At 71.6% G+C, this 23,637-nt stretch carries 21 protein-coding genes and 1 pseudogene; 15 read left to right on the forward strand and 7 right to left on the reverse strand.

Translation table 11 applies throughout. The annotated features are described in order from the left end of the window. Nucleotides 1-23 precede the first annotated feature (23 nt). The 5 genes and pseudogenes from rimO (at nucleotide 24) to E1262_RS14950 (ending at nucleotide 3,522) form a co-directional block, all read left to right on the forward strand. Nucleotides 24-1,427: a 30S ribosomal protein S12 methylthiotransferase RimO gene (gene rimO, locus E1262_RS14930; RefSeq protein ID WP_132103934.1), complete on the forward strand. Its 1,404-nt coding sequence runs from the start codon at nucleotides 24-26 to the stop codon at nucleotides 1,425-1,427. Nucleotides 1,428-1,436: 9 nt separating this feature from the next. Beyond that, entirely contained in the window at nucleotides 1,437-2,012 is a 576-nt protein-coding gene (gene pgsA / locus E1262_RS14935) for a CDP-diacylglycerol--glycerol-3-phosphate 3-phosphatidyltransferase (RefSeq protein WP_132103935.1), read from the forward strand. Continuing rightward, entirely contained in the window at nucleotides 2,009-2,503 is a 495-nt protein-coding gene (locus tag E1262_RS14940; RefSeq protein WP_132103936.1) for a CinA family protein, read from the forward strand. Before pgsA ends, E1262_RS14940 begins: the two co-directional genes overlap by 4 nt. A 171-nt stretch (nucleotides 2,504-2,674) precedes the next feature. Continuing rightward, nucleotides 2,675-2,944 (forward strand): annotated as a pseudogene (locus tag E1262_RS14945) (helix-turn-helix domain-containing protein); the annotation flags it as partial. Nucleotides 2,945-3,042: 98 nt separating this feature from the next. Further along, the gene (locus E1262_RS14950; protein WP_132103937.1) at nucleotides 3,043-3,522 is read left to right on the forward strand and encodes a flavin reductase family protein; all 480 of its coding nucleotides are present in this window, start codon (nucleotides 3,043-3,045) and stop codon (nucleotides 3,520-3,522) included. A 100-nt stretch (nucleotides 3,523-3,622) separates the two neighbouring features. Here E1262_RS14950 and E1262_RS14955 read toward each other — a convergent pair whose 3' ends face one another. Then, nucleotides 3,623-4,069, reverse strand: a complete 447-nt coding sequence (locus tag E1262_RS14955) for a GNAT family N-acetyltransferase (RefSeq protein ID WP_203453883.1) — start codon at nucleotides 4,067-4,069, stop codon at nucleotides 3,623-3,625. A gap of 124 nt (nucleotides 4,070-4,193) precedes the next feature. After that, complete coding sequence (locus E1262_RS14960) at nucleotides 4,194-8,789, reverse strand: ATP-dependent helicase (protein WP_132103938.1); 4,596 nt, start codon at nucleotides 8,787-8,789, stop codon at nucleotides 4,194-4,196. A gap of 123 nt (nucleotides 8,790-8,912) precedes the next feature. Between E1262_RS14960 and E1262_RS14965 the strand changes: the two genes are divergently transcribed. The 8 genes from E1262_RS14965 to rny all read left to right on the forward strand — a co-directional run bounded on the left by E1262_RS14965 (nucleotide 8,913) and on the right by rny (nucleotide 17,176). Continuing rightward, on the forward strand, nucleotides 8,913-9,107 hold the full coding sequence (locus tag E1262_RS14965; RefSeq protein WP_132103939.1) for a DUF3046 domain-containing protein: 195 nt from the start codon (nucleotides 8,913-8,915) through the stop codon (nucleotides 9,105-9,107). 373 nt (nucleotides 9,108-9,480) lie between these two features. Next, the gene (locus E1262_RS14970) at nucleotides 9,481-10,395 is read left to right on the forward strand and encodes an ABC transporter ATP-binding protein (RefSeq protein WP_132103977.1); all 915 of its coding nucleotides are present in this window, start codon (nucleotides 9,481-9,483) and stop codon (nucleotides 10,393-10,395) included. After that, complete coding sequence (locus E1262_RS14975; protein ID WP_203453884.1) at nucleotides 10,395-11,189, forward strand: ABC transporter permease; 795 nt, start codon at nucleotides 10,395-10,397, stop codon at nucleotides 11,187-11,189. Before E1262_RS14970 ends, E1262_RS14975 begins: the two co-directional genes overlap by 1 nt. Further along, complete coding sequence (locus tag E1262_RS14980; RefSeq protein ID WP_132103940.1) at nucleotides 11,186-11,995, forward strand: ABC transporter permease; 810 nt, start codon at nucleotides 11,186-11,188, stop codon at nucleotides 11,993-11,995. The genes E1262_RS14975 and E1262_RS14980 overlap by 4 nt, the downstream gene beginning before the upstream one ends. Before the next feature lie 50 nt (nucleotides 11,996-12,045). Continuing rightward, nucleotides 12,046-13,254 carry an MFS transporter gene (locus E1262_RS14985; RefSeq protein ID WP_203453885.1) on the forward strand — a complete coding sequence of 403 codons (1,209 nt, stop codon included), beginning with the start codon at nucleotides 12,046-12,048 and terminating at the stop codon, nucleotides 13,252-13,254. 154 nt (nucleotides 13,255-13,408) lie between these two features. After that, nucleotides 13,409-14,446 (forward strand): recombinase RecA, encoded by a 1,038-nt coding sequence (gene recA / locus E1262_RS14990; protein ID WP_132103942.1) that lies wholly within the window; start codon nucleotides 13,409-13,411, stop codon nucleotides 14,444-14,446. A 7-nt stretch (nucleotides 14,447-14,453) separates the two neighbouring features. Beyond that, entirely contained in the window at nucleotides 14,454-15,047 is a 594-nt protein-coding gene (locus E1262_RS14995; RefSeq protein WP_132103943.1) for a regulatory protein RecX, read from the forward strand. Between the two features lie 494 nt (nucleotides 15,048-15,541). Continuing rightward, a complete protein-coding gene (gene rny / locus E1262_RS15000) occupies nucleotides 15,542-17,176 on the forward strand; it encodes a ribonuclease Y (RefSeq protein ID WP_132103944.1) in 1,635 nt (544 codons plus the stop codon). A 4-nt stretch (nucleotides 17,177-17,180) separates the two neighbouring features. On the opposite strand, the gene E1262_RS15005 is transcribed toward rny, so the two are convergent. The 5 genes from E1262_RS15005 to E1262_RS15025 form a co-directional block, all read right to left on the reverse strand. Further along, entirely contained in the window at nucleotides 17,181-17,987 is an 807-nt protein-coding gene (locus tag E1262_RS15005) for an aldo/keto reductase (protein WP_203453886.1), read from the reverse strand. Nucleotides 17,988-18,080: 93 nt separating this feature from the next. Then, on the reverse strand, nucleotides 18,081-18,965 hold the full coding sequence (locus E1262_RS15010) for an amino acid ABC transporter permease (RefSeq protein ID WP_132103945.1): 885 nt from the start codon (nucleotides 18,963-18,965) through the stop codon (nucleotides 18,081-18,083). Then, nucleotides 18,962-19,612, reverse strand: coding sequence for an amino acid ABC transporter permease (locus E1262_RS15015; RefSeq protein ID WP_132103946.1), 651 nt, complete (start codon nucleotides 19,610-19,612; stop codon nucleotides 18,962-18,964). Before E1262_RS15015 ends, E1262_RS15010 begins: the two co-directional genes overlap by 4 nt. Nucleotides 19,613-19,696: 84 nt before the next feature. Next, nucleotides 19,697-20,590: a glutamate ABC transporter substrate-binding protein gene (locus tag E1262_RS15020; protein WP_132103947.1), complete on the reverse strand. Its 894-nt coding sequence runs from the start codon at nucleotides 20,588-20,590 to the stop codon at nucleotides 19,697-19,699. A gap of 32 nt (nucleotides 20,591-20,622) precedes the next feature. Further along, nucleotides 20,623-21,378, reverse strand: a complete 756-nt coding sequence (locus tag E1262_RS15025; protein WP_132103948.1) for an amino acid ABC transporter ATP-binding protein — start codon at nucleotides 21,376-21,378, stop codon at nucleotides 20,623-20,625. 398 nt (nucleotides 21,379-21,776) lie between these two features. On the opposite strand from E1262_RS15025, the gene miaB reads away from it, so the two are divergent. Further along, complete coding sequence (gene miaB, locus E1262_RS15030) at nucleotides 21,777-23,270, forward strand: tRNA (N6-isopentenyl adenosine(37)-C2)-methylthiotransferase MiaB (RefSeq protein WP_132103949.1); 1,494 nt, start codon at nucleotides 21,777-21,779, stop codon at nucleotides 23,268-23,270. Further along, a complete protein-coding gene (locus tag E1262_RS15035; protein ID WP_132103950.1) occupies nucleotides 23,263-23,577 on the forward strand; it encodes a VOC family protein in 315 nt (104 codons plus the stop codon). The genes miaB and E1262_RS15035 overlap by 8 nt, the downstream gene beginning before the upstream one ends. The last annotated feature ends 60 nt before the right edge of the window (nucleotides 23,578-23,637 follow it).

A 23,637-nucleotide genomic window follows, 5' to 3' on the forward strand; every position in this document is an offset into this window, starting at 1 on the left:
CGCCGAGTAGAGTGGCGGGCGACATGAGCAAACATTCCGTCGCGATCGTCACGCTGGGCTGCAGCCGCAACGAGGTCGACTCCGAGGAACTGGCCGGGCGCCTCGACGCCGATGGCTTCGAGCTCGTCGACGACCCCGCCGCCGCCGAAACCGTCCTGGTCAACACCTGCGGCTTCGTCGAGCAGGCGAAGAAGGACTCCGTCGACTCCCTGCTGGCCGCGGCCGACCTCAAGTCGTCCGGCGCCACCAAGGCCGTCGTCGCCGTCGGCTGCATGGCCGAGCGGTACGGCGTCGAGCTGGCGGGCGAGCTGCCCGAGGCCGACGCCGTCCTGGGCTTCGACGACTACGCGGCCATCGGCGAGCGGCTGCGCGGCATCCTCGGCGGCACCGCGCACGTCCCGCACGTGCCACGCGACCGCCGCAAGCTGCTCCCCGTCACGCCGGTGGAGCGGCAGGCCGCCGCCTACGCGGCTCCCGACCTTCCCGCCGGCATGTCGCCCGCGTCGGGACCCCGGTCCGTGCGGCGGCGGCTCGATGGCGGCCCGATGGCGCCGCTGAAGCTGGCCAGCGGCTGCGACCGCGCCTGCACGTTCTGCGCCATCCCGATGTTCCGCGGCTCGTTCCTGTCCCGCCGTCCGTCAGATGTGCTGGCCGACGCCCGCTGGCTGGCCGGGCAGGGTGTGCGCGAGTTGTTCCTCGTCAGCGAGAACTCCACCTCGTACGGCAAGGACCTCGGCGACCTGCGGCTGCTCGAGACGCTGCTGCCGGAGCTGGCTCGTGTGGAAGGCATCGAGCGCGTGCGCGTCTCCTACCTGCAGCCGGCCGAGATGCGCCCGACGCTGGTCGACGCCATGCTGTCGACGCCCGGCGTCGTCCCGTACTTCGACCTCTCCTTCCAGCACGCCAGCACGCCGCTGCTGCGCCGGATGAAGCGGTTCGGCGGGACGGAGTCGTTCCTGGAGCTGATCTCGTCCATTCGTGACCGGGTGCCGTCGGCCGGCATTCGGTCCAACGTCATCGTCGGCTTCCCCGGCGAGACGGAGGACGACGTCGCCGAGCTGGAGTCGTTCCTCACCCAGGCCCGGCTCGACGTCGTCGGGGTGTTCGGCTATTCCGACGAGGACGGCACCGAGGCGGCGTCGTTCGACGGCAAGCTCGACGCCGACGAGATCGACGAGCGGGTCGCGCGGGTGGGCGACCTGGTCGAGGAACTGGTCGCCCAGCGCGCCGAGGACCGCGTCGGCGAGACGGTGTCCGTCCTGGTCGAGTCGGTGGGTGCGGACGGTGCGGTCGAGGGCCGCGCCGACCACCAGGGCCCCGAGGTCGACGGCACCACGACGGTCACAGGCACGCGGGCGGCCGTCGGTGACATCCTCACGGCGACTGTCACCGGAAGTGACGGCGCCGACCTGCTCGCGGTGCCCTAGCCTTGGGCCGTGGCCGAACAGTCGACCGTGCCGCCGAGCCCGTGGAACATCGCGAACGCGCTCACCGTCGCGCGCGTGGTGCTCGTTCCGCTGTTCGGCTGGCTGCTGCTGCGTGAGGGCGGCGACCACGACCCGTCCCGCGTCGCCGCGTTCTTCACGTTCGGCGTGGCGATGATGACGGACCGGCTGGACGGCGACCTCGCCCGCCGCCGCGGCCTGGTGACCGACTTCGGGAAGATCGCCGACCCGATCGCCGACAAGGCGCTCACCGGCATGGCGTTCGTCGGGCTGTCGCTGCTCGATGAGCTGCCCTGGTGGGTGACGGTGGTCGTGCTGGTGCGCGAGTGGGGCATCACGGTGCTGCGGTTCGCCGTCCTGCGCTACGGCGTCATGGCGGCCAACCGCGGTGGCAAGCTCAAGACCGTCCTGCAGGCGCTGGCGCTCGGCCTGTACATCCTCCCGCTGCCCGGCTGGTTCGACCCGATCGAGGCGTCGGTCATGGCCGTCGCCGTCATCGTCACCGTCGTCACCGGCGTCGACTACGTGCTGTCGGCCATCCGGCTGCGGCGCAGCGCGACGCCGTGAGCGTGGAGTGGGCCGCGGGCGGCGACGGTGCCGCCGACGTCGTCCGCCGGCTGAAGGCGCGCGGGCTGACCGTCGCCGCGGCGGAGTCGTTGACGGGCGGGCTGGTCTGCGCCGCGCTGACGTCGGTGCCCGGATCCTCGGCGGTGGTCCGTGGTGGTGTCGTCGTCTACGCGACGGAGCTGAAGGCGACGCTGGCCGGGGTGCCGGAGGCCGTGCTGGCCGCCGACGGGCCGGTCGCCGCGTCCACCGCGGTGGCGATGGCCGACGGCGTCCGGCGGCGGCTGGGTGCCGACGTCGGCCTGGCGACCACCGGCGTGGCCGGCCCGGACCCGCAGGACGGTCACCCGCCCGGCACAGTGCACGTCGCTGTCGCGACGGCCGGCGGCGCGCGGGTGCGGTCGTTCACGGGGGAGGAGGCGCTGCCCGGTGGCCGTGAGCAGGTCCGCGCTGCGACCGTCGGGGCCGTCCTGGCGCTGCTGTCCGAGGTCTGAGACGCCGCCCCGGCAGCCGGGAATCTCCGAGCGGGGCGGGACGTTTCAAAGCTCGAGATGAATTCTTCTGTGCACCCCGTCTTTCCCGGCGAGGCTGGAAACGCAAACGTACGAAACAGAAGGTACGGTGGACTCAAGCACAGTCGAGACGAATCGCGAGAGGGGTAGCCGATGGTTCTCATCAGACGGCTCGTCGGCGATGTCTTGAGGCGTCGCCGGATCGAGCAGGGCCGCACCCTCCGTGAGATCTCGGCCGCGGCGCGCGTGAGTCTCGGGTACCTGTCCGAGGTCGAGCGTGGCCGCAAGGAAGCGTCGTCTGAGCTGCTCGCGGCCATCTGCGAGGCTCTCGACCTGCCGATGTCCGAGGTGCTGCGCGAGGTCAGCGACGAGATGATGCGCGTCGAGGCGGCGGCGGTGGGTGCGCTCACCGAGCTGCGTCCCCGGGAGTCCGCCCGGCCTCGCGACGTCGTCAGGGTCGGCTGACGCTGCTGCCGGAGTCCACGCCGCGGTCGAAGCCTGCCCCGGAGTTCCGTGACGCCATGGCCCGTCTGGCGGGCGGTGTGGCGTTGCTCACGGTGCTCGACCCGGTCGGGCGCGACTGCGGCCTCACCGTGACCGCCGTGTCGTCGGTGTCGCTGGAGCCGCCGCTGGTGCTGGCCTGCGTCAAGAAGGACGGCTTCATCCACGACGCCCTGTTCGTCGCCGACGGGTGGTCGCTGTCGTTTCTCGCCGCCGACCAGCTGGATCTGTCCGACTACGGCGCCCGCGAGCGCCACCCCGGCGCCCGCGACGACTTCTCGCCCTGGCCGACCCGGCGGGCCGCCCGCGGCGAACTGATCTTCACCGGCGCCGTCGCCGCCGTCGAGTGTGTCCCCTATGACCTGGTCGACGCCGGCGACCACACCATCGCCCTCGGCCGTGTCACGGCGGTCGCCCGGGACGCCGGCGGAGCGGTGCCCCTGGTTCATGTGGATCGGCGCTACTACGAGCCCGGCACCGAGGTCTCGTTCGACTCCTGAACCCGCCGGCCCCCTACGGCGGCCGCCCTCCCCGTTGATCTTGGAGTAACCGGGGAGTTGCGGGGTGATTCGTCCGATTGATTCCCCGGTTACTCCAAGATCAACTTTGTTGGGTGGGGCGAGGGGGCGTCTGGCGGACCATGTAGCGGTCGAGCGACTCGATGGGCCCGAAGCCGAGCGGCGCGTACACTTCGTGGGCGTCCAGCGTGGCCAGCATCCAGCGCTCGACGCCGGCGTGGTCCGGGTGCTCCAGCACGGCCTTGACCAGAACCCGAGCCAGCCCCTGTCCTCGATGCTCCGGCAACACGAACACGTCGGCCAGCCAGGCGAACGTCGTGCCGTCGCCGACCACCCGCGCGAAGCCCGCCTGCGCACCGCCGGGCTCGTAGAGCCCGACGCCGAACGATCGGCGGACGGCGCGCTCGACCGTCTCGCGCGAACGGTGCTTGCTCCAGTAGGTCGTCAGCAGGAACCCGATGATGACATCGAGATCGAGCCGGTCCTGGTCGTCGTCGACCTCGTAGCCGGCGTGGGTCGCAAGAATCACCCGGCCAGGTTACGGCTCGTCGGCGGTCGGCCGTAGAGCGCGGGCCTTGGGCCGCCCACCGATCAACTCTGGCGGCGCAGAGGTGGGTGGGGATCGCCGGCGTCACCGGCCGGCAGGCGGGTCGTCAGCCGCGCAGGCGCAGGCCGCGCGGCGTCACGTGGAAACCGGCCGCGGTGAGGGCCTCGCCGAGCGGCGTGGTGGTGACCTGCGCGCCGTCGGCACGTTCGACCCGCAGCGCGCCGAGCGCCCCCTCGCGCACCGAGAGCGCCAACGCGTCGGCGGCGGCGCGCAGCTGGTCGGTGTCGTCGGTCCAGGACAGCAGTGTCCGGCCGCCCCGCTCGACGTACAGGGCCAAGGCGCCGTCGATGAGCACGACCAGGGCACCCGCCTTGCGCCCGGGCCGGTGTCCGGCCGACCCCGACTCGCCGCGCTCCGGCCAGGGCAGCGCCGCGCCATACGGGTTGGCGGGGTCGGTCGCGGCCAGCACCAGCGCGCTGGCCGGCCGCGCGTCGTCGAGCTGGGCGAACGAGCGCAGCCGGTCGACCGCGCCCGGTGTGCCGAACTGTGCCGCGCCGAGACCCGCGACGAAGTAGCCGCGCCGGGCCCGGCCGGTGTCCTCGAACGCCGACAGCACCCGGTACGCCGCCGCGAACCCGCCGGGCAGCCGCTCGGCCTGCACCGCGCCGCGGGTCACGACGCCGTGGCGGTCGAGTAGCGCCTCGGCGGCGGCGTGTGCGCGGCGGGTGGTGTCGGTGTCGCGGTCGGGCAGCAGCGACCAGCGGCCGGCCGCAGCCGGCGGACCCGTGCGCGACGGCATCGCCGGGCGGCCGCGGGCGTATCGCGACCGCGGCCGGGCCGGCCGGGACCGGTGCGCCGGCCGCCCGGTGAGCAGCGACCGCAACGGCGCCAGCGTGTCGTTGGTGACCAGCCCCGCCCACACGAGGTCCCACAGCGCCGTCGCCAACGCCGGGTCGTCGGGCGGCGACTCGAGCCGTCCCGCCACCGCGTCGCTGAGCTGCCGGAAGAAGTACGCGCCGCCGCCGGCCAGCGTCTCGATCACGGCCCGATGCAACTCGGCGTCGGCCTCCGCGAGATCGACGTCGGGCAGGGTCAGGTGCGCCGCGTCGGCCAGGTGCAGCGACACCCAGCCGTCCGACCCGGGCAGCGTCCCGTGCCCGGACCACACCACCTCGCCGGCCGCGGTCAGCTCGTCCAGCCAGGCCGGCGAGTACGCCGCGACCCGCGCCGGCAGCACGAGGCTCTCCAGCGCGCTGGCCGGAACCGCAGCACCGCCCAGCTGCTCGACCACCCGCAGCACGCCGTCGGGACCGCGCAGCGAGCTGCCGACCGACTGCCACGCGGGCAGGAACCGGCCCAGCGTCGCGGCGTCGACCGGCTCGGCCTCCTTGCGCAGCGCCGCCAGCGACCGGCGGCGCAGCAGCCGCAGCACCTCGGCGTCGCACCACTCGGTGCCGCTGCTGCCCGGCCGCAGCTCGCCCTCGACCACGCGGCCCTCGGCGGCCAGCCGGCGCAACGTCGACACGACGACGGCGACGCCCAGGCCGAACCGGGTGGCGAGGTCGGCGGCGTGGAACGGGCCGTGCGTGCGGGCGTACCGCGCGACGATGTCGCCGAGCGGGTCGGGCACCGGCGCGGTGAACGCGTCGTGCACGCCGCCCGGCAGCGCCACGCCGAGCGCGTCGCGCAGCCGGGCGGCGTCCTCGACGGCGGCCCAGACCTCCTGGCCGGCGATGCGCACCCCGATGACCCGCCGCTGCCGCACCAGCTCGTCGAGGTGCCCGGCGGCGTCGGCGGGCTCCGCCGAGCGGGCCGCCACCTCGTCCGTCGTCAGCGGGCCGAGCAGCCGGAGCAGGTCGGCGACCGCCTCGACGTTCTGCGCCTGCCGCTCGGGTACCAGCCGCTGGAGCTCGACCTCGGTGCGCTCGACCACCTCGAGGTCGAGCAGTTCGCGCAGCTCGGTCTGCCCGAGCAGCTCGGCCAGCAGGGTGGAGTCGAGCGTCAGCGCCTGCGCCCGCCGCTCGGCCAGCGGGGAGTCGCCCTCGTACATGAATGCCGCGACGTACCCGAACAGCAGCGACCGCGCGAACGGCGACGGCGTGGGGGTCTCGACCTCGACCACCTTGACCTGCCGCCCGGCGACGCGGCGCATGAGGTCGCGCAGGCCGTCGAGGTCGTAGACGTCCTGCAGGCACTCGCGCATGGTCTCGAGCAGCATGGGGAACGAGCCGTACTTCGACGCGACCTGCAGCAATTGGGCCGACCGCTGCCGCTGCTGCCACAGCGGCGAACGGCGGTCGGGGGAGCGACGGGGCAGCAGCAGCGCCCGCGCGGCGCACTCGCGGAACCGCGACGCGAACAGCGCCGACCCGCCGACCTCGCCGGTGACGATGTCGTCCAGCTCGTCGGGGTCGAGCACGACCAGCCGGGCGTCCGGCGCCTCCGTGCCGGCGAGCTCGTCGACGCCGTCGAGGGTGTCGGGGATGCGCAGGACGATGCCGTCGTCGGCGTGTGCGGCCTGGACGTCGACACCGTACCGCTCGCGCAGCCGGGCTCCGATGGCCAGGGCCCACGGCGCGTGCACCCGCGCGCCGTACGGGGAGTGCACCACCAGCCGCCAGTCGCCGAGCTCGTCGCGGAACCGCTCGACCACCAGTGTGCGGTCGTCGGGCACGTGGCCGGTGGCCTCGCGCTGGTCGCGCACGTAGCCGAGGAGGTTGTCGACGGCCCACTCGTCGAGCCCGGCGCTCGCCGCCCGCTCGCGCGCCTTCGCCTCCGGCAGCCGGTTGATCTCGCGGACGAAGCCGCCGACGGCCGCGCCCAGCTCGGCCGGCCGGCCCAGCGTGTCGCCATGCCAGAACGGCAGCTTGCCCGGGTGCCCGGGCGCGGGGGAGACCATGACGCGGTCGTGCGTGATGTCCTCGATGCGCCAGCTGGTGGCGCCGAGCGCGAACACGTCGCCCACCCGCGACTCGTACACCATCTCCTCGTCGAGCTCGCCGACCCGCGCGCCGCCGCGACGCGGGTCGGAGCCGACCAGGAACACGCCGAACAGCCCGCGGTCGGGGATGGTGCCGCCGCTGGTGACGGCCAGCCGCTGGGCGCCCGGGCGGCCCTTGAGGACGCCGGCGGTGCGGTCCCAGACCAGTCGCGGCCGCAGCTCGGCGAACTCGTCGGACGGATACCGCCCGGCCAGCATGTCGAGAACGGCGTCGTACGACGACTGCGGCAGCGTGGCGAACGGGTGCGCCCGCCGGACCAGCGTCAGGAGGTCGTCGACCGGCCAGTCGTCCATGGCCACCATGGCCACGATCTGCTGCGCGAGCACGTCGAGCGGGTTGCGCGGAACCGTCAGTTGCTCGATCTGCCCGGACACCATGCGCTCGGCGACGACGGCGGTCTGCACGAGATCGCCGCGGTACTTCGGGAACAGCACGCCGCTGGAGACCGCGCCGACCTGGTGACCGGCCCGGCCGACCCGCTGCAGCCCGCTGGCCACCGACGGCGGCGACTCGACCTGCACGACGAGGTCGACCGCGCCCATGTCGATGCCCAGCTCGAGGCTGCTGGTGGCGACGACGGCGGGCAGCCGGCCGGACTTGAGGTCGTCCTCGATGAGTGCCCGCTGCTCCTTGCTGACCGAGCCGTGGTGCGCCCGGGCGATGGTGGCCGTCGCGCCGTGCGTCGAACCCGCCTGGGCCATCAGCGACGCCGGGGGCGGATGGTTCGTGGCGGGTTTCTGATCAGGCGGGCGCTCGTCGTCGCGCTCGGCCGCGATCTCGTTCAGCCTGGCCGTCAGCCGCTCGGCCAGCCGCCGCGAGTTGGCGAACACGATGGTCGACCGGTGCTGCTCGACGAGGTCGACGACGCGCTGCTCGACGTGCGGCCAGATGGACGCGTTGCCGCCGTCGCCGTCCTCGTCGAACCCGACCGGGGCCGGGACCGGCGGCGCGACGGCGTCGAGCTCGTCGAGGTCGGGCACCGGCACGACGACGCGGAGGTCCCACCGCTTCTCATTCGGCGGCGTGACGACCTCGACCGGGCGGCTGCCGCCGAGGAACCGGGCCACCTCCTCGATGGGCCGCACCGTCGCGGACAGCCCGATGCGCTGCGCCGGCCGTTCCAGCAGCGCGTCGAGCCGCTCCAGCGACAAGGCCAGGTGTGCGCCCCGCTTGCTGCCGGCGACCGCGTGCACCTCGTCGACGACGACCGTCTCGACGTGCCGCAGCGACTCGCGCGCCTGCGACGTGAGCAGCAGGAACAACGACTCGGGCGTGGTGATGAGGATGTCGGGCGGATGCTTGGCGAACTTGCGCCGCTCGTCGGCCGGGGTGTCGCCGGTGCGGACGCCCACGCTGATGCCGGGCGCGGGGACGCCGAGGCGGGCCGCGGCGTGCCCGATGCCGGCCAGCGGCGCCCGCAGGTTCCGCTCGACGTCGACCGTCAGGGCCTTGAGCGGCGAGACGTAGAGGACGCGGCAGCGATGGGTGGGATCCTCCGGCGTCGGCTCCGACGCCAGCCGGTCCAGCGCCCACAGGAACGCCGCCAGCGTCTTGCCCGATCCCGTCGGCGCCACCACCAGCGCGTTGTGGCCGGCCGCGACCGACCGCCAGGCGCCCTCCTGCGCCGCCGTGGGCGCGGCGAACGACCCGGCGAACCACGCGCGCGTGGCCGGGCCGAACAGCTCGAGGACGTCACTCATGGACCCATCATCGCTCGGGGCACCGACAAGGTCGGCGTGCTCTCGCGGTGCCGACCGCGAGGTCTCCGGCGACGGTGAGTCTCACGAGGAAAGGAAACCACAGGGGTGGGGGATACTGGCGTCGTGCGGTTGACGGACTTCTGGGAGCGCATGGAGCGCCAGCTGGGCCCCGCGTACGCCGACTCGTGGGCGCGCGACTACGTCATCGATGGCCTCGGCGGGCGGACGGTCCACCAGGCGCTCCAGGCCGGCGAGGACACCAAGGTCGTCTGGCGGGCGGTCTGCGACGCGCTGCGCCTGCCGCCCAGCGAACGCTGAGTTCGCCGGGCGGCCGTTCGCCGCGACGGTCTCGGCGTGAGCTGCTGTGACGACCAGAAAGGCTGATGATCAAGGGACGGAGTCAACGTCTTGGTTCTGGGTAACGCTGGAGGGCTGTTTCGGGCCGGGAAGCGCTACTGAGGACCAAGAGGCGCACGGTCGCGGCAAGAGAATGGGGCAGCAGGGGGACGGCCAGCCTCAGAACCCGGCCAACGGCCGCACGCTCCAGCGCCGACCCCCGGCCACTTGACCTCCACCGCGCTTGAGGTTGCAGGCTGGGCCGCATGGAGACCCACCCGCCGGAAACTCGGATGCCGGTTGTCGGATCCGAGGGGTAGCGTCCGGAATCGTGACGCCTCGACCCGACCAGCCCATGATCAGCGCCCACCGCCTCACCAAACGGTTCGGCGAGTTCACCGCGGTCGACGCCATCGACGTCGAGGTGCGCCGGGGCGAGGCGTTCGGGTTCCTCGGGCCCAACGGCGCCGGCAAGTCGTCGACCATGCGCATGATCGGGTGCGTGTCGCCGCCGACGGACGGCAGCCTGCGCATCCTCGGGCTCGACCCGGCGACGGACGGGCCGGCCATCCGCGCGCGGCTGGGCGTGGTGCCGCAGCGCGACACGCTCGACGAAGAGCTCACCGTGCGCGAGAACATCCTCGTGTATGGCCGCTACTTCGGGCTCTCGCGGGCGCACGTGCGTGCGAAGGCCGACGAGCTGCTCGAGTTCGCCCAGCTCACCGAGCGGGCGAACAGCGTCGTCGAGCCGTTGTCCGGCGGCATGAAGCGGCGGCTCACCATCGCCCGATCGCTGGTCAACGACCCCGAGCTGCTGCTGCTCGACGAGCCCACCACCGGGCTGGACCCACAGGCCCGGCACGTGCTGTGGGACCGCCTGTTCCGGCTGAAACGCTCCGGCGTCACGCTGGTGCTCACCACGCACTACATGGACGAGGCCGAGCAGCTGTGCGACCGCCTGGTCGTCATGGACGGCGGCCGCATCGTCGCCGAGGGGTCGCCGCGGGAGCTCATCGCGCTGCACTCCACCCGCGAGGTGCTCGAGCTGCGCTTCGCCGCCGACGACCACGCGCCGTACGCCGCCAAGGTCACCGACCTCGCCGAACGCGTCGAGGTGCTGCCCGACCGCCTGCTCCTCTACACCGACGACGGCGACGCCACGGCCGCCGCGGTCCAGCGGCGCGGGCTGCAGCCGCTGTCGGTGCTGGCCCGCCGCTCGACGCTGGAGGACGTGTTCCTGCACCTCACCGGCCGGACGCTGGTGGACTGATGACGACGACGACGCGCGCGCAGCCGGCCGAGGGACGTATGGCGGGCCGAGCCTTCGCGTACTGGATCACCAACTACCGCCGGGTGTGGCGAGGCACGATCATCAGCGGCTTCCTCGGTCCGCTGTTCTTCCTGGTCGCCATGGGGTTCGGACTCGGCACGCTGGTCGACGACGGCGGCCTCGGCGCACCCGGGTACGTCGAGTTCATCGCGCCCGGCATCCTCGCCGCCCAGGCCATGCAGACCGCCGTCGGCGAGTCGACGTTCCCGGTCATGGGCGCGTTGAAGTGGCAGCGCCAGTACCACGCCATGCTGGCCGCGCCGCTGGGCATCGCCGACCTCGTCCTCGGGCACGTCGCGTTCGTCGCCATGCGGGTGGCCATCACCAGCGTCGCGTTCGCCGTCGTCGCCGTCGCGCTGGGCGCCATCACGTCCTGGTGGGTCGCCGCCGCGGTGTTCGCCGCCGTCCTGACGGGGCTCGCGTTCACCACGCCGGTGTTCGCGTTCGCCGCCCGGCAGGACAACGACAGCGGGTTCAACGTGCTGTTCCGGTTCATCGTCATGCCGATGTTCCTGTTCTCCGGCACGTTCTTCCCGGTCGAGCAGCTGCCCGCCGTACTCGAGGCGATCGCCAAGGTCACGCCGCTGTGGCACGGCGTCGAGCTGTGCCGGAGCCTCGTCATGGAGACGGCGACGGCGGCCGGCTCGCTCGGGCACGTCGCCTACCTCGCGGTGTGGGTCGTCGGCGGGCTGTGGCTGGCGTTCGCGAGCTTCCGGAAGCGGCTGGTCACATGAGCGCCGTCAATGCGATCGCCCGCGCGCTGCCCATCCCGGCCGGCGCCGGGCTGGCCCGCACGCTGGTCGAACGCAACGCCCGCGCGTTCCGGCACGGCTGGGTCACGCTGGTCAGCGGCGTGTTCGAGCCGGTCTTCTACCTGTTCTCGCTCGGCGTCGGGCTGGGTGCGCTGATCGGCGACGTCGACGCCGGCGGCGGGCGCATGATCGAGTACGCCGCCTACGTCGCGCCGGCCATGATGGCGGCCGCCGCGATGAACGGCGCCGTCTTCGACTCCACGTTCAACCTGTTCTTCAAGCTCAAGTACGCCAAGCTGTACGATTCCGTGCTGGCCACGCCGCTGGGGCCACGCGACGTCGCCGTCGGCGAGATCAGCTGGGCGCTGCTGCGCGGGCTGCTGTACTCCACGACGTTCCTGGTCGTGGCCGCGGCCGCCGGCGTCGTGCACTCCTGGTGGGCGCTGCTGGCGCTGCCCGCGGCCAGCCTCATCGGCCTGGCGTTCGCCGCCATCGGCATGTCCGTCACCACGTACCTGCGCAGCTGGCAGGATTTCGACTACATCCAGCTGGCCCTGCTGCCGATGTTCCTGTTCTCGGCCACGTTCTACCCGCTGTCGACGTACGACGAGTCGGTCCGGTGGGTGGTACAGGTGACGCCGCTGTACCACGGAGTCGCGATGATGAGGGACCTCATGCTCGGCGACGTCGCGTGGGGCATCTTGGCGCACGTGGCGTACCTCGTCGTCATGGGTCTGGCGGGGCTGCTGTTCGCGGCCCGGCGCATCGAACGGCTGTTGCTGCGGTGAGCGACGTCCAAGCGGTCCAGCCCGTCCAACGGCATACGGTGCGGACGCTCGTGGCGAGCCAGGTCGCGGGCGGGCTCGGCGTGTCCGCCGCGATCGCCGTCGGCGCGGTCGTCGTCACCGAGGTGTTCGGCCGCGACGACCTCTCCGGCCTGGTGCAGAGTGCGCAGGTGCTCGGTGCGGCGCTGCTGGCCATGCCCGCCGCGTCGCTGGCGGTGTCGTACGGACGGCGCGTCGGGCTCGGCGTGACGTACGCCCTCGGCGCCGTGGGCGCGCTGATCGCGGTGGTCGCCACGGAGTTACAGGTCTTCCCGCTGCTGCTGCTCGGCACGGCACTGCTGGGCGGCGGGACGGCGGCCGGGTTGCAGGCCCGCTACGCGGCGACGGACCTCGCGCCAGCGGGTGGTCGGGGGCGCGCGCTCTCCGTCGTCGTCTGGTCGACGACGGTGGGCGCGGTGGCCGGTCCGAACCTGGCCGGACCGGCCGGTGACCTCGCGTCGTCGATGGGCATCGAGCCGCTGGCCGGGCCGTTCCTCGTCGGCGCCGTGGTGCTCGGGCTGGGCGCGCTGGTGATTCTCACCGGCCTGCGCCCCGACCCGCTGCTGACGGCACGCCAGCTCGGCAGCGCGTCCGGCGATCCGCCTGTGCGCCGGCGAGGCGTGCTGCGGGCCGGGTGGACGGCCATCACGGCCAGCCCGCCCGCGGTGCTCGGGCTGACCACCGTCGTCGTCGGGCACACCGTGATGGTGACCGTCATGGTCATGACGCCGGTGCACATGACGCACGGCGGCGCCTCGATCTCCGTCATCGGGTTCGTCATCAGCGTGCACGTGGCCGGCATGTATGCGTTGTCGCCGGTCATGGGCTGGCTGGCCGACCGCGTCGGGCGGGTCCCGGTGATCCTGGGCGGCGTGCTGATCCTGCTCGCGTCGGTGGCGCTGGCGGGGACGGCGCACGAGGGCCACTCGGCAGGGCTGACGGCCGGGCTGTTCCTGCTGGGCCTGGGCTGGTCGGCGTGCATGGTGGCCGGCTCGACGCTGCTGACCGACGCCGTCGGCGGGGACGACCGGCCGGCCGTCCAAGGCGCGTCCGACCTGCTGATGGGGCTGGCGGCCGCCGGCGGGGGAGCACTGGCCGGGATCGTCGTGGGAACGTTCGGATACGGAGTGTTGAATGCCTCCGCCGCTGTCCTGCTCGCCGCTCCGGTCATCGCGATGCTGATTCCGGCGTGTCGCTCGCTCTCGAACACCCGTTCGGCATAGAGTCGACTCTGTCCACACCGGAGTCCGGTTGGCGCGGTTGTCCACAATCTCGGGAGTTCGTTCCCGATCCTGTCGGTGGCACCGCGTAACGTCTCCGGCGATGACCAAGAAAACGCAGGGCCGCGCGCCGGCCCGTCGACCCCAGGTGGTGCCCATGGCTGTTCCCGCGGACCGCGACAAGGCACTCGATGCCGCGCTCGCGCAGATCGAGCGCTCGTTCGGGAAGGGCTCGGTGATGCGGCTGGGCGAGGAGGCCCGGGTGCCCATCGAGGTGATCCCCACCGGTGCCATCTCGCTCGACGTCGCGCTCGGCATCGGCGGGCTGCCGCGCGGCCGAGTGGTCGAGATCTACGGCCCGGAGTCCTCCGGTAAGACCACCGTCGCGCTGCACGCGGTGGCCAACGCTCAGCGTGCGGGCGGCGTCGCCGGCTTCATCGACGCCGAGCACGCGCTCGACCCCGACTACGCGAAGGCGCTGGGGGTCGACACCGACTCCCTGCTCGTCTCCCAGCCCGACACCGGTGAGCAGGCGCTCGAGATCGCCGACACCCTCATCCGCTCCGGTGCGCTCGACATCATCGTCGTCGACTCGGTGGCGGCGCTGGTGCCGCGCGCCGAGATCGAGGGCGAGATGGGCGACAGCCACGTCGGTCTGCAGGCCCGGCTGATGAGCCAGGCGCTGCGCAAGCTCGCCGGTGCGCTGAACCAGTCCAAGACCACCGCCATCTTCATCAACCAGCTGCGCGAGAAGGTGGGCGTGTTCTTCGGCTCACCCGAGACCACCAGTGGCGGCAAGGCGCTGAAGTTCTACGCCTCCGTCCGCCTCGACGTCCGTCGCATCGAGACGCTCAAGGACGGCACCGACGCGGTCGGCAACCGCACCCGCGTCAAGGTGGTCAAGAACAAGGTGGCCCCGCCGTTCAAGCAGGCCGAGTTCGACATCATCTACGGCGAGGGCATCAGCCGCGAGGGCGGCCTCATCGACCTCGGCGTCGAGCAGAGCATCGTGCGCAAGTCCGGTGCCTGGTACACCTACGAGGGCGACCAGCTGGGGCAGGGCAAGGAGAACGCCCGCAACTTCCTCAAGGACAACCCCGACCTCGCCGACGAGATCGAGAAGAAGATCAAGGAGAAGCTCGGCGTCGGCCCGAAGGTCGATGCCGCCGTCGAAGAGGCCCCGGTCGACTTCTGAGCCGGCCATGGTGAGCACCAACGCCGGGCGGTCGCGACGCGGCCGCCCGGACCCTCCCGAGTCCGACGACCACGGGCGTGAGCCCGATCCCGACGCCGACCCGGAGTCGGTGGCGCGGAGGGTCGCGCTGAACCGGCTGTCGGTCGCGCCGCAGACGCGCGCCCAGCTCGACGCCGCCATGGCGCGCAAGGGCGTGCCGGAGGAAGTCCGCGACAGCGTCCTCGACCGGTTCGCCGACGTCGGCCTGGTCGACGACCCCGCCTACGCCCGCGCCTGGGTCGAGTCGCGCCACACCGGCCGCGGCCTCGCCCGCCGCGCCCTCGGCTACGAGCTGCGCAAACGCGGCGTCGAGCCCAAGGTCGCCGACGAAGCCGTCGAGACCGTCGACCCCGAGCAGGAGGAGGCGACCGCCCGCGCTCTCGTCGCGGCGCGGCTGCCGAGCACCCGGCGCCTCGATCCCGTCGCCCGCACCCGCCGGCTCGCCGGCATGCTGGCCCGCAAGGGTTACCCGCCCGGCCTGGCCTTCCGCGTCGTCCGCGAAGCCCTCGAGTCCGACGGCGTCGACGGCATGGACCTCCCCGAAGACTTCCTCGCCGACTGATGCCACGGCGACCTTGCGACGGCCGTCGGACTAGGCGTCTTCACGGTTCACCAGGCATGCCTGGTAGAGCGGTAGCACCCCTACTCAACGTGATCATTTCGAGTCCACCTCGCCGTCGCGAACCCGGCGTACCACTGCGCCCTGGCGAATGCGGCGGCATCGTCCCAGCCCAGCGCCGCAAAACGCGGCGCGGCGCGCGTTCCCGCTGCTTGACCGTCTGTACACCCTTACGTAACCTCAACTCCAAAGGTGGAGAACAACTCCGCGACCGCGGATCGGACATAGAGAACATGGCAATTCTCGACACCACAGCACCGTCGAGGCCGGCGCAGGGCAGGCCGAAACGGCTCGTCGAGGTGTGCGTGCCGCAGCGTTGATGCGGCACGTCGGTGGTTCGAGGCTCGCGCCGTCCGCGGTGTGGGTGCGGTCGCGGTGCGGTTCCCGCCATCAGCCGGTTTGCCTGCGCAGACCGCGATATGTGAGGGAGCCCGCCGATGGACACCGGAACGGCAATTCTGCTGGTCGGACTGGTGGTCGTGGCGCTACTGGGCGTAGCGCTGTTCGCCTTGTTCAGCCGGCTCCGCGGCGTCGAGGGCACGCGCGCCAACTCCGCTGAGCTGTTCGCACAAATCGAGACCGAGTCGCTGCGGCTGCGTTCGGCCGCCCAGAGCGACGCCGACGACGTCAGGGCCGCGGCCCGCCGCGAGGCCGAGGACCTGCGGACGAAGGCCGCCGCCGACGCCGCTGACGTGAAGGCCCGGGCCGCTGCCGAGGCCGAGAAGGCCCGCGAGCGCGCCGACGAAGCGACCGCCGAGCTCCGCGAGCAGCGCGCCGACCTCGACCGCCGCGAGCAGCGGCTGGTCGAGCGCGAGGAACGCGTCACCGCCGACACCCAGTCGCTGGAGGAGCGGCTCCGCGAGGTCGAGGCGCAGGCCGCCGAACTCGCCGTCCGCACCGAGGAGCTGACGGCGCTGGAGGCCGAGCGGCGCGCCGTCCTCGAGCGGACCGCCCAGCTGACCGCTGAGCAGGCGAAGGCCGAGCTGATCGCCGCCGTCGAGGACGAGGCGAAGCGCGCCGCCGTCGTGCGGGTGCGCGACATCGAGAAGGACGCGAACGAGAACGGCCAGGCCCGCGCCCGCGAGATCATCACGCTGGCCATCCAGCGGCTCGCCTCGGAGCAGACCGCGGAGTCGGTGGTGTCGGTGCTGCACCTGCCGGGCGACGAGATGAAGGGCCGCATCATCGGCCGCGAGGGCCGTAACATCCGTGCGTTCGAGCAGGTCACCGGCGTCAACCTGATCATCGACGACACGCCCGAGGCGGTCCTGCTGTCCTGCTTCGACCCCGTCCGCCGCGAGGTCGCGCGGCTGACGCTGGAGGAGCTCGTGCTCGACGGCCGCATCCACCCGCACCGCATCGAGGAGCAGTACGAGAAGAGCAAGGCCGAGGTCGAGGCGCTGTGCGTGCGCGCCGGCGAGGACGCGCTGGTCGAAGTCGGCGTCACTGACATGCACCCCGACCTCGTCGCGCTGCTCGGCCGGCTGCGCTACCGCACGTCGTACGGGCAGAACGTGCTCAAGCACCTCATCGAGTCCGCGCACCTGGCCGGCATGATGGCCGGCGAGCTGGGCCTCGACGTCAAGCTGACGAAGCGGTGCGCGCTGCTGCACGACATCGGCAAGGCGCTCACCCACGAGGTCGACGGCAGCCACGCGCTCATCGGCGCCGAGATCGCCCGCCGCTACGGCGAGAACGACGACGTCGTGCACGCCATCGAGGCGCACCACAATGAGGTCGAGCTGCGCACCGTCGAGGCCGTTCTCACCCAGGCCGCCGATGCCATCTCCGGCGGCCGGCCAGGCGCCCGCCGCGAGTCGCTCGAGGCGTACGTCAAGCGGCTGGAGCGGCTGGAGGAGATCTCGATGAGCCACGAGGGCGTCGAGAAGGTCTTCGCCATGCAGGCCGGCCGCGAGGTCCGGGTCATGGTGCTGCCCGACGTCGTCGACGACATCCAGGCGCAGGTGCTGGCCCGCGACATCGCCAAGCAGGTCGAGGAGGAGCTGACCTACCCGGGCCAGATCCGCATCACCGTCGTCCGCGAGTCGCGGTCGACGGAGTTCGCCCGCTAGCGCCCTACACGTACATGGGGGCCGGGCCGAGCGCCGACCAGTGCTCGTCGAGGCCGTTCAGCTGCTCCATGTGGGTGTCGGCGAGCTCGAAGTCGAAGACCTCGAGGTTCTCCGTGAGGTGATCCCGCCGATTCGCCTTCGGTATCGCCGAGACCCCGCGCTGGAGGTTCCACCGGATCAGAACCTGGGCGGGGCTCTTGCCGTACTCCGACGCGATGCCTGCCAGCTTGTCGTCGGTCAGCCGCTCGGCCCGGGTCAGCGGGCTGTACGCCTGGACGACGATCCGCCGCTGCCGGCAGTAGTCGAGCATCTGCGGACTCCAGCCGAACGGCGTCCACTCGATCTGGTTGACGGTGGGCACCTCGCCGGTCGCATCGATGAGTTCCTCGATCTGCTCGATCTTGTAGTTGCTCACACCGATGTCGCGGGTGAGGCCGTCCTCCTTCGCCCGGATGAGGCCCGCCCAGAGCTCTTGGCCGGCGCCGCCCGGCGGCGGCCGGTGGAGGAGCATCAGGTCGGCATGGTCCAAGTCGAGCTCGCGCAGGTCGCGGACCGTGCCCCTGTAAGCGTCCTCGTTCTCCTCGACCTTGGTCACCAGGTAGAAGTCCTGCCGATCCAGGCCGCTGCGGCGAATCCCCTCACCGATGCCGGGTTGGGTTTCGTAGTCGACAGCCGTGTCGATCATGCGGTAGCCGAGACGCAAGGCCTCCTCGACCGTCGCCGCCGTGTCGTGGGTGAGCTGCCAGGTGCCCAGCCCCAACATCGGCATCTCCCGGCCGCTGTGCAGGGGCAGCGTCGATTGGACGTCCATGGTTCCTCCTCGCGGGTGCGCAGGCATCACCGGAGTCTGGGAGGACCGTAGCCGTCGGGCCGCTTCTCAAACGTCGTGGGTGTCTCGTAGAGGTCAGACGGCCGGGCCGGCCTCGCCGCCGCCGACCTTCCCGCCGACGGGCTCCGCGGCCTTGGCGACACCGCCGGCCGCCTTCTTCGTGCCGCGTCGCTCCAGGTACACGGCCAGCCGCGACAGGGTGAAGTTGACCGCGATGTAGATGGCGGCGCCCACCACGAAGAACTGGAACCAGTACCGCTGCCCGAAGAACTGCGTGTTGGTCTGCAGATGCCGCAGCAACTCCGGGTAGGCGATGATGAAGCCCAGCGAGGTGTCCTTGAGCAGCACGACCAACTGGCTGACCAATGAAGGCAGCATCCGCCGAACCGCTTGCGGCAGCAGGATCGAGAAGAGCGTCTGCATCCGGCTCAGTCCGACGGCGTAGGCGGCCTCGGACTGGCCCTTGGGCAGCGACACGATGCCGGCTCGGAGGATCTCGGCGAAGATCGCGCTGTTGTACACGGCCAGCCCGAAGACGACACCCCAGAACGTCGGCAGCCCGAGGGCGAAGACGGCGAAGAACATGAGCAGCACGACCGGCAGGCCGCGGAAGAACTCGATGACGGTGGTGACGGGCCAGCGTACGAGCCTCGACGTCGACATCCGGATCACGGCCAGGACGAGGCCGGCGGTCAGGGCTATCACGGCGGCCACTCCCGCCGCTCGCAGCGTCGCGCCGAGCCCGGTGATCAGCATGGACCGCCACACGTCCTCGGCCGACTGACCCAGCGGCGGCTCCCAGAAGACCTGCCAGCGTTCGGCCTCCCACTGGCCGCGACTGTCGAGCTGTCGGTAGGCCAGGAACAGCAGGGCGAGCACGAAGAGGCCGCCGACGATCGACCAGGCCAACGTGCGGCGCCGGGTCCGTGGGCCGGCGACGTCGTAGAGAACCGAGCTCATCGCGCGAACGCCACCTTCCGCTCGGCGTACCCGGCCAGCAGGCCGGCCGGGATGGTGATGACCAGATAGCAGACGCCGACGCCCAGCAGCACGGCGATGATGTCACCCGGATGGGAATTGGCCAGCTGCTCGCCGACGCCGAACAGCTCGGCCACGAAGAAGCCACCGGCGACGGAGCTGTTCTTGGTCAGCGCGATGAAGATGTTGATCAATGGCGGGATGACGGTGCGGAACGACTGCGGTAGCACGATGAGCCGTAGCGTCTGGGGGAAGGTGAGACCGATGGCGCGGGCGGCCTCGGCCTGGCCCTGACCGACGCTGTTGATGCCGGAGCGGATCGCCTCGCATACGAAGGCCGCGGTGTACACCGACAGCGCGACCACAGCGGGAGCGAAGAAGTCACTCGGAGTCCAGCCCAGCTGTGGCGCGACGAAGACGAAGAAGATGAACACCAGGGTCAGCGGGGTGTTGCGGACGATCTCGACGTACGCGGTGCCGAACCCGCGCAGGGTGGGCACGGGCGAGACGCGGAAGGAACCGAGGATGGTCCCCAGCACGAGCGCGATCGCGGCGGAGACCAGCGTGAGTGCGAGGGTGGTACGAAAACCCTCCCAGTAGAGCGGAAGCTCATCCATGACGGCGTCCATCAGGCAGCCCTTCCCGTCCGGCCGAACTCAGGTGGGTGGGCCGCCGCCGTGCCGAGGCGACGGCGACGGCCCATCGATGACCCGTCAGTAGCGGTCGACCTGCGGCGGCTCCGGCGTCTCGAGGACCGCGCCGGCGGTCTCCGCCCACGCCTCCTCCCAGCGGCCGTCCTCGAAGGACGCCTCGAGGACGTCGTTGATCCAATTGCGGAACTCCGTGTCACCGTGCATCAGGCCGATGCCGTACGGCTCCTCGGTGAACGGCTCGCCGACCAGCTTGAACTCGCCCGGGTTCTGGTCGACGAAGCCGGACAGGATGACGTTGTCGGTGGTGACCGCGTCGACCTGGCCGTTGCGCAGCGGCTCGAGGCAGTCCGAGTACGCACCGGTCGGGAACAACTCCGCCTCGGGGTAGTTGGTGCGGATGTTCTCCGCCGGTGTGGAGCCCTCGACCGAGCAGACCCTCCGGCCGGCCAGATCGTCCGGGCCGTTGATGTCGGTGTTCTCCTCCAGCACCATGATCGTCTGGCCGGCGACGAAGTACGGGCCGGCGAAGTCGACCAGCTGCTTGCGCTCGTCGTTGATCGTGTAAGTGGCCACGACGATGTCGACGCGGCCGTCCTGGATGAACGGCTCGCGGTTGGCCGAGACGGTCTCGACCCACTCGATGTTGTCCTCGCTGATGCCCAGCTCGCTGGCGATGATCTTCGCGATCTCGACGTCGAAGCCGACGGGGGTGCCGTCGGGACCGACCAGGCCGAACAGCGGCTGGTCGAACTTGGTGCCGACGGTGATCTCACCGGCCTCGGCCAGTTCGGCCATGGTGCTGCCCTCGGGGAAGTCGCCGGCCTCGGCGGTCGGCTCCTCGCCGTTGCCGTCGTCGCCGCCGTCGTCGTCGCCACAGGCGGCCAGAACCAGCGACGCGGTCAGCGCCATTGCCGCCAGCGCGCTGGAGCGCCGCAGTGTCGATCGGGTACGCATCGTGTGCATCTCCTCTGCTTACTTTCGACGTCTCAGTGAGTCAGGATCTTGCTGAGGAAGTCCCGCGCCCGGTCGCTCTGGGCGTTCGTGAAGAACTCCTCCGGGGTGGCCTCTTCGACGATGCTCCCGGCGTCCATGAAGATCACCCGGTTGGCCGCCCTGCGGGCGAACCCCATCTCGTGGGTGATGACCATCATCGTCATGCCGTCCCGAGCCAGGGTGATCATGACGTCGAGCACCTCGTTGATCATTTCCGGGTCGAGCGCGGAGGTGGGCTCGTCGAACAGCATGACCTTGGGCTTCATGGCCAGCGCGCGGGCGATGGCGACCCGCTGCTGCTGGCCGCCGGAGAGCTGCGCGGGCAGCTTCGCGGCCTGGTCGGCGACGCCGACGCGATCGAGCAGCTCCATCGCAAGCTTCTCCGCGTCGGCCTTGCGCATCCCCTTGGCCTTGATGGGACCGAGGGTGACGTTCTGCAGCACCGTTTTGTGCGCGAACAGGTTGAACGCCTGGAACACCATGCCGACGTCGGCGCGCAACCGGGCCAGCGCCTTGCCCTCGGCGGGCAACGGCTGGCCGTCGATGGCGATGGTGCCGGAGTCGATGGTCTCCAGGCGGTTGATGGTCCGGCACAACGTCGACTTGCCCGACCCCGAAGGGCCGATGACGACGACGACCTCACCGCGGGCGACGCTCAGGTTGATGTCGCGCAGCACGTGCAGGGCGCCGAAGTGCTTGTTGACGTCGCGCAGCTCGACCAGCAGCTCGCCGGCCGACTCGACGCTCATCGGGTGACGCTCCGGCTGCGGTCTCGGCTCATGGACTCACACCACCACCTTCACGACGATCCCGGGACAAGCGTCAACGGTATGGTGGAGACGACCGCCTGTCATGCCCTTTGAGCTGCGGTTGCGGTCACTGGTTGGTAACAAACCGACAACGCCCGCGTCGGGCGCATGCGGCCGTCCGCTGTGTGGGCCGAGTCATGCGCTGTCATACTGCACTGTGGGATCATTCGCCCACAAGCCGGACGAATTGCCCCCCAACCGCGCCGGTGACTTGGCGGTTTCATCCCCGGAGGCTCTCGTGGTCACGTCGTGACGGTCGACCCGCCGTCGGAGTCCGGTCGGGGACGGGCGCTCGCCCGGACGGGCTGTCAGGGCGAGCGCTTATCCTGGGTGGCGAGATGAACGCGCGCACGTACGAGGTCCGCACCTACGGGTGCCAGATGAACGTCCACGACTCCGAGCGGCTGGCCGGGCTGCTGGAGGACGCCGGCTATGCCCGGGCGGCGGACGGTGAGCCGGCTGACGTCGTCGTGCTCAACACGTGCGCCGTCCGCGAGAACGCCGACAACAAGCTGTACGGCAACCTCGGCCACCTGGCGTCGGTGAAGGCCGGCCGCGACGGCATGCAGATCGCCGTCGGCGGCTGCCTGGCGCAGAAGGACCGGTCCGAGATCACCCGCCGGGCACCCTGGGTCGACGTCGTCTTCGGCACGCACAACGTCGGCTCGCTGCCGGCGCTGCTCGACCGCGCGCGCATCGAGCAGGAGGCGCAGGTCGAGATCGTGGAGGCGCTCGAGACGTTCCCGTCCGACCTCCCGTCGCGGCGCGAGAGCCCGTACGCGGCCTGGGTGGCCATCAGCGTCGGCTGCAACAACACCTGCACGTTCTGCATCGTGCCGGCGCTGCGCGGGCGCGAGCGCGACCGCCGTCCGGGCGACGTCCTGGCCGAGGTGCAGGCGCTGGTCGCCGAGGGCGTCATCGAGGTCACGCTGCTCGGCCAGAACGTCAACGCCTACGGCGTCGAGTTCGGCGACCGGTACGCGTTCGGCAAGCTGCTGCGCACCGTCGGCGCCGTCGACGGGCTCGAGCGGGTCCGGTTCACCAGCCCGCACCCGCGCGACTTCACCGACGACGTCATCGAGGCCATGGCGTCGACGCCGACGGTGATGCCGCAGCTGCACATGCCGTTGCAGTCGGGGTCCGATCGTGTGTTGCGCGCTATGCGCCGCTCTTACCGGCAGGAGCGCTACCTCGGCATCGTCGAGAAGGTGCGCGCCGCCATGCCGCACGCCGCCATCACGACGGACATCATCGTCGGGTTCCCGGGCGAGACCGACGACGACTTCGAGGAGACGCTGAAGGTCGTCCGCGAGGCGCGGTTCGCGTCGGCGTTCACGTTCCAGTACTCCAAGCGGCCCGGCACGCCGGCCGCCACCATGGACGACCAGGTGCCGCCCGAGGTGGTGCGCGAGCGCTACCAGCGCCTGGCGTCGCTGGTGGAGGAGGTGGCCTGGGACGAGAGCCGTGCCTTCGTCGGCCGCGACGTCGAGGTGCTGGTCGCCGAGGGCGAGGGCCGCAAGGACGGCTTGACGCACCGGCTGTCCGGCCGGGCCCGCGACAACCGCCTGGTGCACTTCTCCGTCCCGCCCGATGCCGAGACGCCACGGCCGGGCGACATGGTGACGGTGCGGGTCAGCTACGCCGCACCGCACCACCTGGTGGCCGACGGCCCCACCTACGCGCTGCGCCGCACCCGCGCCGGCGACGCCTACGAGCGGGCCACGACGTCGCCCGCGGCGGCCGCGCCCGGCGTGCTGCTCGGCATGCCGACCGTCGGCGCGCCGGCCCTGCTGCCCGTCGCCGACGCCGCGCCCGCCTGCGGCCATGCCTGACGATCCCGTGCTGCGGGCCGTCGACGCCGTCGTCGTCCGCGTGCCCGACGTCGACGCCGGCCTGGCGTTCTACCGCGACGAGCTGGGGCACGAGCTGCTCTGGCGGCACGACGCGATCGGACAGGCCGGGCTCCGGCTGCCCGGCGGCGAGAGCGAGCTGCTGCTGGCGACCGACGTGCCGGTGGGCCGGGTCGGGATCGTCGAGGACCCGTTCGGCAACGCACTGGTGCTCATCGACCTGTCCCGCGGCCGCTACCGCACCGACGTGGACGGCCGCGTCGTCGGCGTCGACGCCGCACAGGCCTAGGTGATGGTGAGTGCGATCGGAGGTGTTGACCTGAGCGCCAACTGTTGGCGTTGATGTCAA

The organism is Jiangella aurantiaca (assembly GCF_004349105.1).
Classification (GTDB): Bacteria; Actinomycetota; Actinomycetes; order Jiangellales; family Jiangellaceae; genus Jiangella; species Jiangella aurantiaca.